At 43.5% G+C, this 14221-nt stretch carries 12 protein-coding genes; 5 read left to right on the top strand and 7 right to left on the bottom strand.

Annotated features, from left to right (window positions below):
- Positions 1 to 33 precede the first annotated feature (33 nt).
- From BM156_RS02015 to BM156_RS02000, 4 genes are all read right to left on the bottom strand, one after another.
- Positions 34 to 1347, bottom strand: coding sequence for a Gfo/Idh/MocA family protein (locus BM156_RS02015; protein WP_093918148.1), 1314 nt, complete (start codon positions 1345 to 1347; stop codon positions 34 to 36).
- A gap of 16 nt (positions 1348 to 1363) precedes the next feature.
- Positions 1364 to 2359, bottom strand: coding sequence for a sugar phosphate isomerase/epimerase family protein (locus BM156_RS02010; protein ID WP_093918147.1), 996 nt, complete (start codon positions 2357 to 2359; stop codon positions 1364 to 1366).
- 34 nt (positions 2360 to 2393) lie between these two features.
- A complete protein-coding gene (locus BM156_RS02005; RefSeq protein WP_093918146.1) occupies positions 2394 to 3554 on the bottom strand; it encodes a Gfo/Idh/MocA family protein in 1161 nt (386 codons plus the stop codon).
- A 134-nt stretch (positions 3555 to 3688) separates the two neighbouring features.
- The gene (locus BM156_RS02000; RefSeq protein ID WP_093918145.1) at positions 3689 to 4072 is read right to left on the bottom strand and encodes a helix-turn-helix domain-containing protein; all 384 of its coding nucleotides are present in this window, start codon (positions 4070 to 4072) and stop codon (positions 3689 to 3691) included.
- A 396-nt stretch (positions 4073 to 4468) separates the two neighbouring features.
- Here BM156_RS02000 and BM156_RS01995 point away from each other — a divergent pair, with 396 nt between their 5' ends.
- From BM156_RS01995 to BM156_RS01980, 4 genes are all read left to right on the top strand, one after another.
- Entirely contained in the window at positions 4469 to 5392 is a 924-nt protein-coding gene (locus tag BM156_RS01995; RefSeq protein WP_093918144.1) for a hydroxypyruvate isomerase family protein, read from the top strand.
- 277 nt (positions 5393 to 5669) lie between these two features.
- A complete protein-coding gene (gene asnS, locus BM156_RS01990) occupies positions 5670 to 7106 on the top strand; it encodes an asparagine--tRNA ligase (protein ID WP_093918143.1) in 1437 nt (478 codons plus the stop codon).
- A gap of 128 nt (positions 7107 to 7234) precedes the next feature.
- On the top strand, positions 7235 to 8680 hold the full coding sequence (gene rpoN, locus BM156_RS01985; RefSeq protein WP_093918142.1) for an RNA polymerase factor sigma-54: 1446 nt from the start codon (positions 7235 to 7237) through the stop codon (positions 8678 to 8680).
- A gap of 173 nt (positions 8681 to 8853) precedes the next feature.
- Positions 8854 to 9465 (top strand): hypothetical protein, encoded by a 612-nt coding sequence (locus tag BM156_RS01980; RefSeq protein ID WP_093918141.1) that lies wholly within the window; start codon positions 8854 to 8856, stop codon positions 9463 to 9465.
- Here BM156_RS01980 and BM156_RS01975 read toward each other — a convergent pair.
- The 3 genes from BM156_RS01975 to BM156_RS01965 all read right to left on the bottom strand — a co-directional run bounded on the left by BM156_RS01975 (position 9452) and on the right by BM156_RS01965 (position 11769).
- The gene (locus BM156_RS01975) at positions 9452 to 9865 is read right to left on the bottom strand and encodes an SPOR domain-containing protein (RefSeq protein ID WP_093918140.1); all 414 of its coding nucleotides are present in this window, start codon (positions 9863 to 9865) and stop codon (positions 9452 to 9454) included. The genes BM156_RS01980 and BM156_RS01975 overlap by 14 nt on opposite strands.
- 72 nt (positions 9866 to 9937) lie before the next feature.
- Positions 9938 to 10639, bottom strand: coding sequence for a response regulator transcription factor (locus tag BM156_RS01970; protein WP_093918139.1), 702 nt, complete (start codon positions 10637 to 10639; stop codon positions 9938 to 9940).
- Between the two features lie 95 nt (positions 10640 to 10734).
- Positions 10735 to 11769 carry a sensor histidine kinase gene (locus BM156_RS01965; protein WP_093918138.1) on the bottom strand — a complete coding sequence of 345 codons (1035 nt, stop codon included), beginning with the start codon at positions 11767 to 11769 and terminating at the stop codon, positions 10735 to 10737.
- 155 nt (positions 11770 to 11924) lie between these two features.
- Here BM156_RS01965 and BM156_RS01960 point away from each other — a divergent pair, with 155 nt between their 5' ends.
- A complete protein-coding gene (locus BM156_RS01960; RefSeq protein ID WP_093918137.1) occupies positions 11925 to 14165 on the top strand; it encodes an inorganic phosphate transporter in 2241 nt (746 codons plus the stop codon).
- Positions 14166 to 14221 lie beyond the last annotated feature (56 nt).

The raw sequence follows: 14221 nt of genomic DNA, 5'->3' as shown, positions 1-14221 counted from the left end.
AGGCCTCCGTTCTCCAAAATAGACTTTATAATCTTATACTTGAGGTAATTTCCAAGGACTGCGATAGCTTGGCACCAAGTATTGATTGGCTTCCTCATCGTTAATAAAACGACTGTTTTCATGATCCCAGTACAACCGACGCCCTGTTTGCAGGGCAATGTTCCCTAGATGGGCTACCCGCGCTGTGTTAGCGGCAATTTCAATGCTACAATTCAGGTTTCGATTACCTGAACGGACACCTTCCAGAAAGTTCGCCATATGCAACTCCAAGCCTTTCCCATTTCCTTTCTGAAGCTCAACCCGTTCGACCAAATCCTGCTTATTTTTCCGTTCAGGAATCACTTCCCAACCATTGCGATCGACAACCAGCGTACCGTTATTTCCTACAAAAGCCACCCCATGGGTTCTGCCAAAATAACCTCCATCAATGCCGGTTCCATGGTCCCAAAGCATGGTAAACCCATCAAACTCGTACAAGGCTTGCAGGGTATCCGGTGTTTCTGAAGCATCATCCGGATAAGCCATTTTGCCTCCCATCGCCATTACTGACTTGGGGGCTTTAGCATTCATGCCATACAGCCCATAATCGATGATGTGCACTCCCCAATCGGTCATCAAGCCACCAGCATAATCCCAAAACCAGCGAAAGTTGAAATGAAAACGATTCGGATTAAACGGTCGCTTAGGAGCAGGCCCCAACCAAAAATCGTAGTCAACACCAGCTGGTACTTCACCGTCAGGTTTTACCGGTACGGGCTCCATCCATCCTTGGTACGACCAAGTCCTCACAGTTCTGATCTTACCTAATTTGCCCGAATTAACATACTCAACAGCATCACGCCAATGCGGATCGCTCCGTTGCCACTGGCCAACCTGTACCACCGTGTTATATTTATTCGCAGCCGCTTCCATCAGGTTAATTTCTTCAATCGAATTCCCCAAAGGCTTTTCGCAATAGATTGCTTTTCCTGCCTGGCAAGCTTCAACAAAAGGCAGGCAGTGCCAGTGATCCGGAGTTCCGATGATCACGACATCCACCTCCTCATCAGCAATCAACTGCCGATAATCGGAATAAGCCTTGGGCTTTTTCCCCTGCAACTTTTCAGTATCAGCAAGCCGGGCATCCAATACCCGCTTATCCACATCACATATCGCAACGCACTCCGTATTGGGTTGTCCTAAAAAAGCTCTCAGATCTGAAAAACCCATTCCTTTCGCGCCTATCAATCCGCAACGAACCAACTTGTCTGGCGAACAAGCACTCATAGCCGCAGGCATTGATGCTGCTATCCCAACTGCAGCTGTAGCTGCCGTAGTTCGCTTAATAAATGTTCTTCTTGTTGTCATCTTTCGTTCTAGTTGTTTATTCTTTTTGCATGGCATCGTCAAATGCCACGTTCGAAGGAGCAAAGTCACTGTAGCGCACAAACTCGCAAGATTCTGCAGCACCAGCCTCCCGATCCATACCACTGTCCTCCCATTCAACAGACAGCGGTCCGCTATATTGGATATCATTCAACGCACGAATGATACTCTCAAAATCAATCTTTCCACGCCCAACACTCCTGAAATTCCAATAGCGACGATTGTCTCCAAATGGTAAATGGGCACCAAAAACACCGGCAGTTACCGGCACATCACTCCAATGGACGTCCTTCATATGTACATGGAAAATACGATCTGAAAATTCATAGATAAACCGGACATAATCGACATGCTGATAGCCTAAATGGCTGGGATCATAGTTAAAACCAAAAGCCGGATGATGCCCCAAAGCGTCAAGTGTTCGCTTAGCTGATTCAATGTCGAACGCGATTTCTGTCGGATGAACTTCCAGCGCATATTTGACGCCCATCTTCTCATACTCGTCTAAAATCGGAATCCACCGCTTGGCAAACTCCTCGTAACCTTTATCAATCAACTCCATTGGTGTTGGCGGAAAAGCATACAACATATGCCAAATAGGACTTCCGGTAAAGCCCACAACGGTATCAAGCCCTAAGCGTGCAGCCACCTGCCCCGTTCGGATGATTTCTGCTGCCGCCCGTTGCCGGACTCCTTCAGGATCGCCATCACCCCAAATGTAATCTGGAGCAATATTCTTGTGGCGCTCATCAATCGGATCGCAAACACACTGGCTCACCAAGTGGGTTGAAATGGTATATAAACTTAAATCGTATTTTTTTAGTAAGTCTTTCTTTTGATCACAATAGGCCTGATCTGCCTTGTCAATTTCGAGATGATCTCCCCAACAACAAAGCTCCAAACCATCATAACCAAAGTCTTTTGCTTTCTGGCACATGGTTTCCAGCGGTAAATCGGCCCATTGCCCGGTAAATAGTGTTACAGGTCTGCCCATAGTTTATGATTTAGTGGTTAATTACTGATTCGTTTTATCCTTCAAATTTCACCCATTTAACAGCATCGTTATAGCCAGCTTCAACAACAGTATCAATAAAACGCATGCCCCGAACACCATCTTCAATGCCCGGAAAGTCGAGCATCTCAGCGGTGGGTTGTTCGTTGTTCATTTTAGCCCTTACGGTTAATGAAAAGTTGCGGTAGATGTTGGCAAAAGCCTCGAGGTAGCCTTCAGGATGCCCGCCGGGCGTTCGGGTGTTATGCTGAGCGGCAGCCCCCATTTGTCCGGTTCCTACCCGCACCATTTCGGTTGGCCGATCCGCCCATTTTACCCAAAGTGTGTTGGGTTCATGTTGACGCCATTCCAAGCCTCCTTTTTCACCATAGACCCGAATTTTTAAAGCATTTTCCTCTCCTGCGGCAATTTGTGTTGCCATCAACACCCCGCGAGCGCCATTCTCGAAACGCAGGAAAGCAGCTCCATCATCGTCCAGCATCCGGCCAGGAACAAAAACATTCAACTCAGCACACAACTCAGTGACTTTCAATCCTGAAATATATTCGGCCAATTGGTGGGCATGCGTACCAATATCACCCATACAACCTGCTTTCCCTGATTTTTTAGGATCGGTACGCCAGCTTGCCTGTTTATTGCCAGTGTCTTCCTCTTTTGCTGCCAACCAACCTTGTGGGTACTCTACATAAATGCGCCTGATTTTTCCAAAGTCACCCCGGGCAACTCGTGCTTTCGCATCTTTTACTGCCGGGTAACCCGAATAGGTATGTGTCAGGGCCAAGGTTAGGCCGGTTTCCTCCAACTTCGATTGAAGCGCCAGTGCTTCGTCCAGCGTAAAGGTAATGGGCTTGTCAATAACCACATGAAAGCCATTTTCCAGGGCCATCATGGCCGGGGCAAAATGCACAAAGTTGGGGGTTACAATAGTCACAAAGTCCATGCGTTCACCTTCGGGCAAACGGGCCTCCTTTTCAAACATTTCCTGGTAGGTTGAGTACACCCGGTTTTCAGGTAGGAAGTAGGACTTTCCAGAAGCTTTCGAGATTTCCGGATTGACACTGAAACAGCCGCAAACCAATTCAATTTGGTTATCCATAAAAGCAGCAAGACGATGAACGGCACCAATGAAGGCATCAGAACCTCCACCGACCATCCCCATTCGAAGTTTACGATTCATAGTAATTGGTTTATTAGATTTTAGTACTTCTCAAATGTATAAAACTTCTGCTGAAGACGAAAAAACAGACCAGAATAGTATCGATAAAAGCGATAACTTCCGGTCCGGTTGAAAAGCTCCCCAAAGCCGCTCTTTTAGCTTTTGGGTTCCCTGTTGTTCTGGTTGTTTTCTGATTCTTTCAGCCGGGTAATTAACGAGCGGACTTCCTTCAACTGGTCAAACGACAATTCGCGCAATTGCCCACGTATATTCAGTGGAAGTTGTTCGCGAACCAAGGCCTGCAAGGGATGATTATCCGGCAAAGGCTCCTGCCCATCATCCTCCCATTCCATTAAATCGTTGGGCGTGCAATGCAATGCCCGGCAAATTGAACTAAGATGATTTAGCTTCAGCTGGGTAACTTTTCCATTAAGCGACCGCGTAGCCACATTGGGAGTCAATCCGAGCTTGATCAAAAAATTGTATGGATTGGCAATTCCTTTGATTTCGAGTAAATAGCGTAGGTTGTAGTGCAACATGACGAAGAATAGTTTTAGTGAGTTACGATAAGCTCATTAAAGTTAAAACTATTTCTTCACTATTGAAAATCAAATCTTTATTAATACAAATCATTCCTTAATTGTACAAATACAATTATTCATTATTCAAATCTTAATCATAATGCCAAAAAACTTATTCTAATTTTTCAAGAAGTATGACTCGATTCAAAAAACGGAGTCCTCCATTCTATCAAACTATTTATATTCTTTACAAAACCAACGACTTCTTTCCCAAAACCAAATCTATCCTTACCAAAGATCCTATTCCACAAAGGAATAGAACAATACGAAACTAGCTAAAAAGACTCTTAGAATTGACTTGTAATCTGGAAGAAATAAAACTATTTTTGAGAGTTCACTAAACCAATTACTACAATGAAACGAAGAAACTTCATCAGAAACACTGCCATGGGCAGTTTAGCTGCCGCCGGCCTTACTTCCGGCTTTTCAGCTTCAGCAAGCACCCCTGAAAAGTCGAATGCAGCACAGTTCAAACTCAAGTATGCTCCCAGTCTTGGAAGTTTTAAAGAACTTGTTGGAAGTGATCCGATCGATCAAATCAAGTTTTTCCACGATCAAGGCTTCCGGGCTATTTTTGATAACGGACTGATGCACAAAGAACCTGCCCTTCAGGAAAAAATTGCCAATGAACTGGCCCGCCTGGGGATGGATCTGGGACCATTTGTCTTGTATGCTGATTTCAGTGTCAAGTCGTTTGTCACCCAAGATCCAGAGATCAAAACCATGCTCAAAAAGAAGATGCAGGAAGGTTTGGAATGCGCCAAACGGACCAATGCTCAATCGGCGCTGGTTGTGCCTGGCCGATTTACCGATGACCTGGAGTGGGACTATCAAACAGCAAACGTTGTGGACAACCTACGCATGTGCTGTGACATTGTTGAGCCCAAGGGCCTAACACTTGTACTTGAGCCACTGAATGCCTGGACCAACCACCCGGGACTATTCCTGACCAAAATTCCGCAGGCTCACATGATTTGCAAAGCCGTTAACAGCCCCAGCTGTAAGATTGTCAACGATCTTTATCACCAGCAAATTACAGAAGGCAACCTGATTCCGAATATCGACCTAGCCTGGGAGTCCATTGCTGCTTTCCACATTGGAGACAACCCGGGACGCAAAGAACCCGGAACCGGAGAAATCAACTACAACAACGTGTTTAAGCACATCTACGATAAGAACTACGATGGTGTCCTTTGTTGTGAGCACGGCCGGAGCCTACCCGGGAAAGAGGGTGAACAAGCATTTATTAACGCTTACCGCAAAGCGGATCAGTTTTAAACGATTTAATCAACAAACATAGTTCCAGAAAGAGCCTGACTTTCGGGCTCTTTTTTTATCTACACACCGGACTTAACGGCAAATCCGAACTCAAATTCAATCCAAAAGTGGCAACAATTCGACCCCAAACTTAGCTGTATCTTAGCAGATGAGTCATTTAGCCAACTTTTCCAAGCGCCATTCCTTTTATTTCATGATAAAAGTGTACTTTTGCAATTCAATTTTTTGAAACCTGAATATCAGGGATAAAACGAAAAAATCTGCAAAACACAACAACATGAAACGACTGAAAATTAAAGAAGTGCTGGCTGGAGGAGAAGTAGGCCAGCAAGTGTTGGTAAAAGGATGGGTTAGAACCAAGCGTGGAAGTAAAAATGTCAATTTTATTGCGCTGAATGATGGATCAACCATTAATAATTTGCAGGTTGTTGCCGATGTTGAAAAATTTGGAGAAAGCTTACTTCGCGACATCAACACCAGTGCTGCCATTGGCGTAACCGGTGAGTTGGTCGAATCAATGGGAAGCGGACAAGCTGTTGAGCTGGTTGCTTCTGAAATTAAGGTTTATGGAAAAGCCGACCCCGACAAATACCCGATTCAACCCAAAAAACACAGCCTCGAATTTTTACGTGAAAACGCCCACTTGCGCTTCCGTACCGCGACATTCAGTGCTGTATTCCGTATTCGGCATGCGATGGCATTTGCCATTCATAAATATTTCAACGACAAAGGATTTTATTACTTGCATACGCCTATTGTAACAGCCTCTGATGCTGAAGGTGCCGGACAAATGTTCCGGGTGTCTACGCTTCCGGCTGTGAATCCTCCAACAACGGAGGAAGGCCAAATTGACTATACACAAGACTTTTTCGGACGTCCAACCAACTTAACGGTATCCGGGCAGCTGGAAGGCGAACTAGGTGCAACGGCTCTTGGTGAAGTTTATACTTTCGGACCAACCTTCCGTGCAGAAAACTCCAACACCACCCGTCACTTAGCTGAGTTCTGGATGATTGAGCCTGAAATGGCTTTCCATGAACTGAAAGACAATATGGACTTGGCGGAAGAGTTCCTGAAATACATGATCCGCTATGCCCTGGACAACTGCATGGATGATCTGAAATTCCTGAGCAACCGCTTGCAACAGGAAGAGAAGAACAAGCCTCAGGATCAACGTTCAATGGAACTGATTGAAAAGCTTCAGTTTGTTTTGGAGAACGAATTTGTGCGCTGTACTTACACCGATGCTATTGATATTCTGAGAAATTCAAAACCTTTCAAAAAAGGAAAATTCCAGTTCCCGGTTGAATGGGGCATCGACTTGCAAAGTGAGCACGAACGCTACCTGGTTGAAAAACACTTCAAAAAGCCGGTTATCCTGATCGACTATCCAAAGGACATCAAAGCTTTCTACATGAAGCAGAACGATGACAACAAAACAGTAGCTGCCATGGACGTTTTGTTTCCTCAAATTGGAGAGATCATTGGAGGATCGGAGCGGGAAGCTGATTACGACAAATTAGTGAAGCGCATGGAAGAGATGAACGTTCCTGCTGAAGAAATGTGGTGGTACTTGGATACCCGCCGTTTTGGAAGCGTTCCTCACTCGGGTTTTGGTCTGGGATTTGAACGTTTCATTCTGTTTGTTACCGGCATGGGTAACATTCGTGACGTGATTCCTTTCCCTCGGACACCAAAGAATGCCGAGTTTTAATTCGAAAAGACTTAAAAAACATTAAAAACACAGGAGGTTGACCATAATAAGTCAACCTCTTTTTGATTACAAAGGTTATCTTTGTTATTCTTAATAAAGATTAACTTTGAAGAAAACAGAAGAATAGTATGCCCTCTCAAAAACTAAGTTTACAACAGAAACTGCTACAGAAGCTTTCACCACAGCAAATTCAGGTGATTAAGCTTTTGGAGATCCCTACTATTCAGCTCGAACAGCGCATAAAAAAGGAACTGGAAGAAAACCCGGTTCTCGAAATGATAGATGACGGACCAATAGACCAGGGAGATGATAGTGATAGTAGTGACAATGAAAGCGATGAGTTTTCGCTGGAAGACTACATGGATGAAGATGATGTCCCCAGTTATAAATTAAACGCCAACAACTATTCAAAAGACGACAAACAGGTTGATATTCCCTATAGTTCAGGAACCAGTTTTTATGAATCGCTTACCGAGCAGTTGGGATTGACTGAATTATCGGATCAGCAAAAGTTATTAGCCGAATACATCATTGGAAACATCGATGAGGATGGCTATTTACGTCGCGATTTGCTTTCCATCAGCGATGACCTGGCTTTCACCCTAAATATGAATGTCAGCGAAAAGGAGTTGCTTGAGATTCTGGAAGTCATTCAGGATTTTGATCCGGCAGGCGTTGGTGCTCAAACCTTACAGGAATGTCTGCTTCTACAGATTCAGCGTAAGAAAGGCACCGAATCCTCTATTTTGGCTTCGAAAATCCTTGAAAACAGCTTTGATGAATTCACCAAGAAGCATTACGACAAAATCATCAATAAATACGGCATTACTGAGGAACAACTCAAAGATGCATTGGCCGAAATCCTCAAATTGAACCCTAAACCCGGAGGCTCAGCCAACAACCCGCACAACCGCTCCAACCAAGTCATTATCCCGGATTTTACCCTTGATAATGTCGATGGAGAGTTGATTCTTTCGCTCAACCAGCGAAATGTTCCCGACCTACGAATGAACAGCACCTACATGGACATGCTGCGAGGCTATTCTGACAATAGAAAGAATGCTTCGAAAAGCCAAAAAGATGCGGTTCAGTTTGTCAAGCAGAAGCTGGATTCGGCCAAGTGGTTTATTGACGCCATTCGGCAACGCCAACAAACGCTTTTGCTAACGATGTCGGAGATTATTGATTTTCAGAAAGAGTATTTCAAGGAGGGGGATGAAACCAGGATGCGGCCCATGATTTTGAAAGATATTGCTGATCGCACAGGCCTGGACATCTCAACCATTTCCAGGGTTTCAAATAGCAAGTATATCCAAACGCATTTCGGTATTTATCCGCTAAAGTACTTCTTTTCAGAAGGTATGCAGAAAGATACCGGCGAAGAAGTTTCAACCCGCGAAATCAAGAAAATATTGCAGGATTGCATTGATAAGGAGGACAAGCGCAAGCCATTGACTGATGATAAACTGGCTGCCATTTTAAAAGAAAAGTCTTATCCTATTGCGCGGCGTACGGTGGCAAAATACCGGGAACAGCTTGGCATTCCGGTTGCTCGATTACGAAAAGAACTATAGGCTCCACCTGGCAGCAAATGCAAACGAAATAAACAGATGAAACGAGCATGATTTTATTCATCATTAGATCACAAAGGAGTATGATTAAAAAAATTGTGCGAGAGCGAAGCGGTTCCATGAGTTCAATTTTTTTTAATTAACTCATTAACCGGTAATTATTAAATTTTGAACGAATGAATTTTAAGCACTTTATTGCCCGGTTTTTTTCCATTGTTTTTCATCCCCTGCTCATTCCAAGCCTTGGCTTTTTGTTGTTGATGAACTCTGGATTTTACTTTTCCATGATGAACCCAACCGCCAAAAAGGTGCTCTTTTTGATCGTCTTTCTAAGTACGTTCTTGTTGCCCCTCTTAAGTTTGGGATTGCTTTCGTTCAATAAACGCTTTGATTCAAGCATGGAGAAAAGCACCGACCGAGTGATTCCGTTGCTATTTACGGCAGTTTATTATTATCTGGGCTACTTCTACCTTGGCAAGATCCAGATCTACCCCATTTATCGCATCTTCCTGCTATCAACGATCCTGATTATTATCTTACTCCTTCTGATATCCATGAAGTGGAAAATAAGCAACCACATGGCCGGAATTGGAGGACTTATAGGAGCAGTACTCGCCCTATCTTTTCGCTTAGGAATAAATAGCTCGGCGCTTTTAGGGGCGTTGATCATTGTAGCTGGCCTACTTGGCAGCTCACGATTGTTGTTGCAGAAACACAATCCACTACAGATCTACGCAGGGTTCTTTGCAGGATTTACGATCAATTACCTGGTGATTATTTATCTATAACCATTACCCAAGCATTCGAGAAATCTTCTTCCTGACGAAGAACATCTAAGGCGTTCTTTGCCATTTCAAAGTCATTGAATGACTGAACGGCAACCCGGTAGTATCCGTCTTCATTGCGCATGATTACCGCAGAATTATAGCCCATCTTCTGGTACTTTTTGTTCCAGCTTTCAGCAAATTCTTTCACGGTATAGGAATCAACAACCAAAAAGAATTTATCATCAAGGTTGACTCCCATATCAATTTCAACGGTTGGTTCCTCGGGCTTTGGCTCAGGCATAACAACTTGCTGAACGGTATCCTGTGGAGCAACTTCCACTTGCAGTTCTTCCTTGCTTTCTTTTGATTTACAAGCTGCAAGCGCGACAACAAACAAGATTAAGAGGTATTTTGACTTCATTTCCTTTTGTGCTTTTAAACAAAGGTAAGGAAAGAAATAAAAAATCCCTTGTTAGAAAGGGATTAATCAGGCTTACTCTACAAACTTGTATCCAATGCCTTTTAGTGTTTTAATATGCTCGTTTCCGATCTTTTCACGAAGTTTCCGAATGTGTACATCAATCGTCCGATCGCCAACAACCACGTTGTCACCCCATACCGAATAATAAATTTCTTCGCGGGTAAACACCTTGCCGGGCTTGGAAACCAATAAAGACAACAATTCAAACTCCTTACGTGGAAGAATCATCTCCTGCCCATTCGTATTAATCAGGTATCGCTCCTTGTCAATCACCAGGTTGCCGATCGTAATGATACTTGAGTTTTCAACGGTTTGCTCGGTAGCAACGCCTCCTCCCGTACGTTTTAACAGGGCTTTCACCCGGCTAACCAATACCTTTGGGCGAATAGGCTTGGTGATGTAATCATCGGCACCTGCCTCAAAACCAGCAATCTGCGAATAATCTTCACCACGCGCTGTTAAAAAGGCGATAACCACATTGGGAAGTGTCGGGATCTTACGAATTTCTTCGCAAGCTGCGATTCCGTCCATTTCAGGCATCATCACGTCCAAAATAATTAAGTCCGGAGTTTTCTTCTCGGCGAGCTTTATGGCTTCCAACCCATTTTGGGCGGTATAAACCTTGTAGCCTTCTTTCTCCAGGTTATAACTGATGAATTCCAAAATATCGACCTCGTCGTCGACCAATAAAATTTTATACTTTGTATCACTCATAGTTTGGTATTGTTAACCGCTGCTAATGTAGAACTACTGCGTAAATAGAATGTTAAATATTTTTTAAGCTTGAAAATCTACGAAAATTACGACTTTCATTTTGCTTTTTCAAGGGTGAAGGTAAAAGTTGTTCCTTCGTCAACGGCCGATTTCACATTGATTGTTTGCTCATGAGCCTCAATGATGTGTTTTACAATGGATAAGCCCAAGCCAGTTCCCCCCTGCTCTCTCGAGCGGGATTTATCTGCCCGGTAGAAACGTTCAAAAATCCGTGCCAAATGTTTGCTATCGATTCCCAATCCGTTGTCAGCGACCTCGACCATCAGGTTATCTTTTAAGTCATAGAACGAGATTTTCACGAATCCTTTGCGTTTACCATACTTAATGCCGTTCACCACCAAGTTGGTCATCACCTCCATAATCCGTTTTTTATCGGCCAACACTTTCACTGGCTTTTCCGGACGATTAAATTGCAGCTGAATTTTCCGTTCAGAGGCCATCATCTGTTCCATCTCAATCACATCATCCACCAAACGAACCAAGTCGAAACTTTCATACTTCAACTTCAACTCGCCCGACTCCAGCTTGGTGATTGATTCCAAATCTTCCACAATAGAAATCATGCGGTCGATGCTTTTCTCGGTCCGCTTCAGGTACAGCTTATTCACTTTCGGGTCATCAATTCCGCCTTCCAAAAGTGTAAGAATATACCCTTGGATATTAAAGATCGGCGTTTTCAACTCGTGTGAAACGTTCCCCACAAACTCTTTTCGATAACGTTCCAAATCTTTCAAACGGGTGATTTCTTTGGTTTGGTTTTTGGCCCACTCTTCTACTTCCATACGTGCCGATGAAATTAAATCCGATGAATCTTCTCGACGTTTGATTTCTTTTCCCTGAACCGGCATTTTCCGAATTATTTTATAAATCGGCTCTACTTTGTAATCAACATACCGGCGCATAATGAAAGCAATTGCCAGGTAAGTGAAACCAAAATACAGTAAGCTCAGTAAGAGATAAAGCCAACCAGAAAAACTTATGAATGAAAGCACTATTACCAATAATGCAGCAAAAAAAGTGAGTGTTAGCGACAAATAAAGTGCTAACTTTCGGGGAGAATAAGTCTTCATACACGCTTTAGTTTAGCGGCTAATTTAAAACAAAAATTTGCTTGTTTACTCATTAATAGTAATTTGACGGTTCGTTAACATTTTATTAACACAAATACACTTCTAGATAAATCATTAAAATTATTTTTGCCCCCGTCAATCTTTATACCCAAAAAATGGAACAATTTTATCTAATCCTTGTTATCGTTCTCTTCGCACTGGCAATTTCTGACTTGGTTGTTGGAGTGAGTAATGATGCCGTAAATTTTCTCAACTCTGCAATTGGATCGAAAGCAGCGCCCAAGTGGGTCATCTTTGGAGTCGCCAGTATTGGAGTTCTTGTTGGAGCCACCTTCTCGAGTGGCATGATGGAAGTTGCCCGAAAAGGTATTTTCCACCCAGATATGTTCTTCTTCGCGGAGATTATGGTCATTTTTATGGCTGTAATGATTACCGATGTGATTCTGCTCGATTTATTCAACACGCTCGGCTTACCGACCTCAACAACGGTTTCGATCGTTTTCGAGTTGCTCGGAGCTGCCGTAGCCGTTTCGGTTGTTAAAATAAACCAGGCAGGTCAGTCTATCTCTGAATTGCACAAGTACATAAATTCCGAAAAAGCCCTGGCGATTATTACAGGTATTTTGCTTTCGGTATTTATTGCCTTTATTGTTGGAGCCGTGGTACAATATATTGCCCGGCTTATTTTTTCGTTTAAAACACACAAAACCCTGAAATATTTTGGCTCTGCCTTTGGTGGACTGGCTATTGCAGGAATGACCTATTTCATGATCATTAAAGGAGCCAAAGGAGCTTCTTTCATGTCGGCAGAAACTGTAAACTTCCTTAAAAACAACATCCTGAACATTCTTCTGGTTAGTTTTGTGGGGTGGACCGTTATTTTGCAGTTGCTGTACTTAATCTTCAAAATAGACATTCCGAAGGTAATTGTTTTGGTCGGAACCTTTGGTTTAGCCATGGCCTTTGCAGGAAACGACCTGGTGAACTTTATTGGAGTTCCATTGGCCGGTTTTTCATCGTTTAAAGCCTGGATGGCTGGAGGAGCCGTTTCGCCCGACAGCTTTGAAATGGGCATGTTGAGTGGCAAAGTGCCAACACCAACCTACATGTTAGTTGTGGCTGGTTTCATCATGATCATTACCCTGATCACCTCTAGAAAAGCCCGTTCGGTTGTTGCAACAACTGTCGATTTGTCTCGCCAGAGTGAGGGAGACGAACGCTTTGGGTCATCGGCTTTCTCGCGTACCATGGTTCGCACAACGATATCCATCAATAAAGGATTTCGGAAAATCGTACCCGCTGGTTTTATTCGTGCTTTTGACAGCCGTTTTGAACCAAACACCGAGGAGCTGAACAAATACAAGGATAAAGATAAGCCTGCTTTCGATAAAATAAGAGCCTCCGTAAACCTGGTTGTTGCCAGTATCCTGATTTCAATTGGTACTTCCTTGAAGTTGCCACTTTCAACCACCTACGTAACGTTCATGGTTGCGATGGGTACCTCGTTGGCCGACCGCGCCTGGGATCGTGAAAGTGCTGTTTACCGAATCTCCGGTGTGTTTACCGTTATTGGAGGTTGGTTTATGACAGCCTTGGTTGCGTTCTCCGTAGCCGCTTTCATCGCCTGGATTATTTCCATCAGCGGTAATTTCATGATCTTCATCTTTGTACTGGTAGCCATCTTCATGGTTGGCCGCACCTACTTTGTCTTCAAGAAAAAAGCGAAAGAAAAAGAAGAAGAGGAAGAAGAGCTGGAGGTTTCAGACCAAATTATGGAGAAAACCAAAAAGCAAGTGCTAAACACCATCATGAATGCCAACCAGATTTATTCGGTAAGTATCGATAGCTTCATCAAGGAAGATCGTTCACACCTGAAAGAATCATTGGGCTTGAATAAGAAATTCCAGAAGAAGGTTAAGAAAGCCAAGGACAAAGTATTCACTACCATCCAAACCCTGCAGCAAGAGTCGATGGAAAGTGGACACTGCTATGTTCAGATTGTGGACTACCAACGTGAGATTTCTCACTCGCTGCGCTTCTTGGTAGAGCCTCTTCACAAGCACTTGGAAAACAACCACAAGCCATTCGTTGAAATCCAGTTGGAAGAAATGACTGAGCTGATTGCTCAAGTTGATGAGTTCTTCAACCTGATCTTGCACATGGTTAAGGATGACCGCTTCGAGAAATTTGATGAGGTGCTTGCCCTTAAAGAGTCGCTGACTGATAAGCTAACTCAGTTGGAGAAAAAACAAATCAAGCGGATTAAAGCCAAAGACGTGAGTACCCGTAATTCACTGTTGTTTTTCAACGTGATTAAAGAGACTAAAAACCTCGTCCTACATTCAATCAATTTGGTTAAGTCACAAAGAGATTTCGTAGGAATGAGTACAAAATAAGCTTGTACGTTTATTATTTCCAGAGCCGGGTAATTGATTTTGCCCGGCTTTTTTAT

It is taken from the genome of Sunxiuqinia elliptica, assembly GCF_900113005.1.
GTDB lineage: Bacteria > Bacteroidota > Bacteroidia > Bacteroidales > Prolixibacteraceae > Sunxiuqinia > Sunxiuqinia elliptica.
This window is presented reverse-complemented; position numbering and strand designations above follow the sequence as displayed.

Excerpts from the sequence above, each read along its gene's own strand:
- BM156_RS02015 (WP_093918148.1), bottom strand. The coding sequence starts at position 1,347 with ATGACAACAAGAAGAACATTTATTAAGCGAACTACGGCAGCTACAGCT.
- BM156_RS02010 (WP_093918147.1), bottom strand. The coding sequence starts at position 2,359 with ATGGGCAGACCTGTAACACTATTTACCGGGCAATGGGCCGATTTACCG.
- BM156_RS02005 (WP_093918146.1), bottom strand. The coding sequence starts at position 3,554 with ATGAATCGTAAACTTCGAATGGGGATGGTCGGTGGAGGTTCTGATGCC.
- BM156_RS02000 (WP_093918145.1), bottom strand. The coding sequence starts at position 4,072 with ATGTTGCACTACAACCTACGCTATTTACTCGAAATCAAAGGAATTGCC.
- BM156_RS01995 (WP_093918144.1), top strand. The coding sequence starts at position 4,469 with ATGAAACGAAGAAACTTCATCAGAAACACTGCCATGGGCAGTTTAGCT.
- asnS (WP_093918143.1), top strand. The coding sequence starts at position 5,670 with ATGAAACGACTGAAAATTAAAGAAGTGCTGGCTGGAGGAGAAGTAGGC.
- rpoN (WP_093918142.1), top strand. The coding sequence starts at position 7,235 with ATGCCCTCTCAAAAACTAAGTTTACAACAGAAACTGCTACAGAAGCTT.
- BM156_RS01980 (WP_093918141.1), top strand. The coding sequence starts at position 8,854 with ATGAATTTTAAGCACTTTATTGCCCGGTTTTTTTCCATTGTTTTTCAT.
- BM156_RS01975 (WP_093918140.1), bottom strand. The coding sequence starts at position 9,865 with ATGAAGTCAAAATACCTCTTAATCTTGTTTGTTGTCGCGCTTGCAGCT.
- BM156_RS01970 (WP_093918139.1), bottom strand. The coding sequence starts at position 10,639 with ATGAGTGATACAAAGTATAAAATTTTATTGGTCGACGACGAGGTCGAT.
- BM156_RS01965 (WP_093918138.1), bottom strand. The coding sequence starts at position 11,769 with ATGAAGACTTATTCTCCCCGAAAGTTAGCACTTTATTTGTCGCTAACA.
- BM156_RS01960 (WP_093918137.1), top strand. The coding sequence starts at position 11,925 with ATGGAACAATTTTATCTAATCCTTGTTATCGTTCTCTTCGCACTGGCA.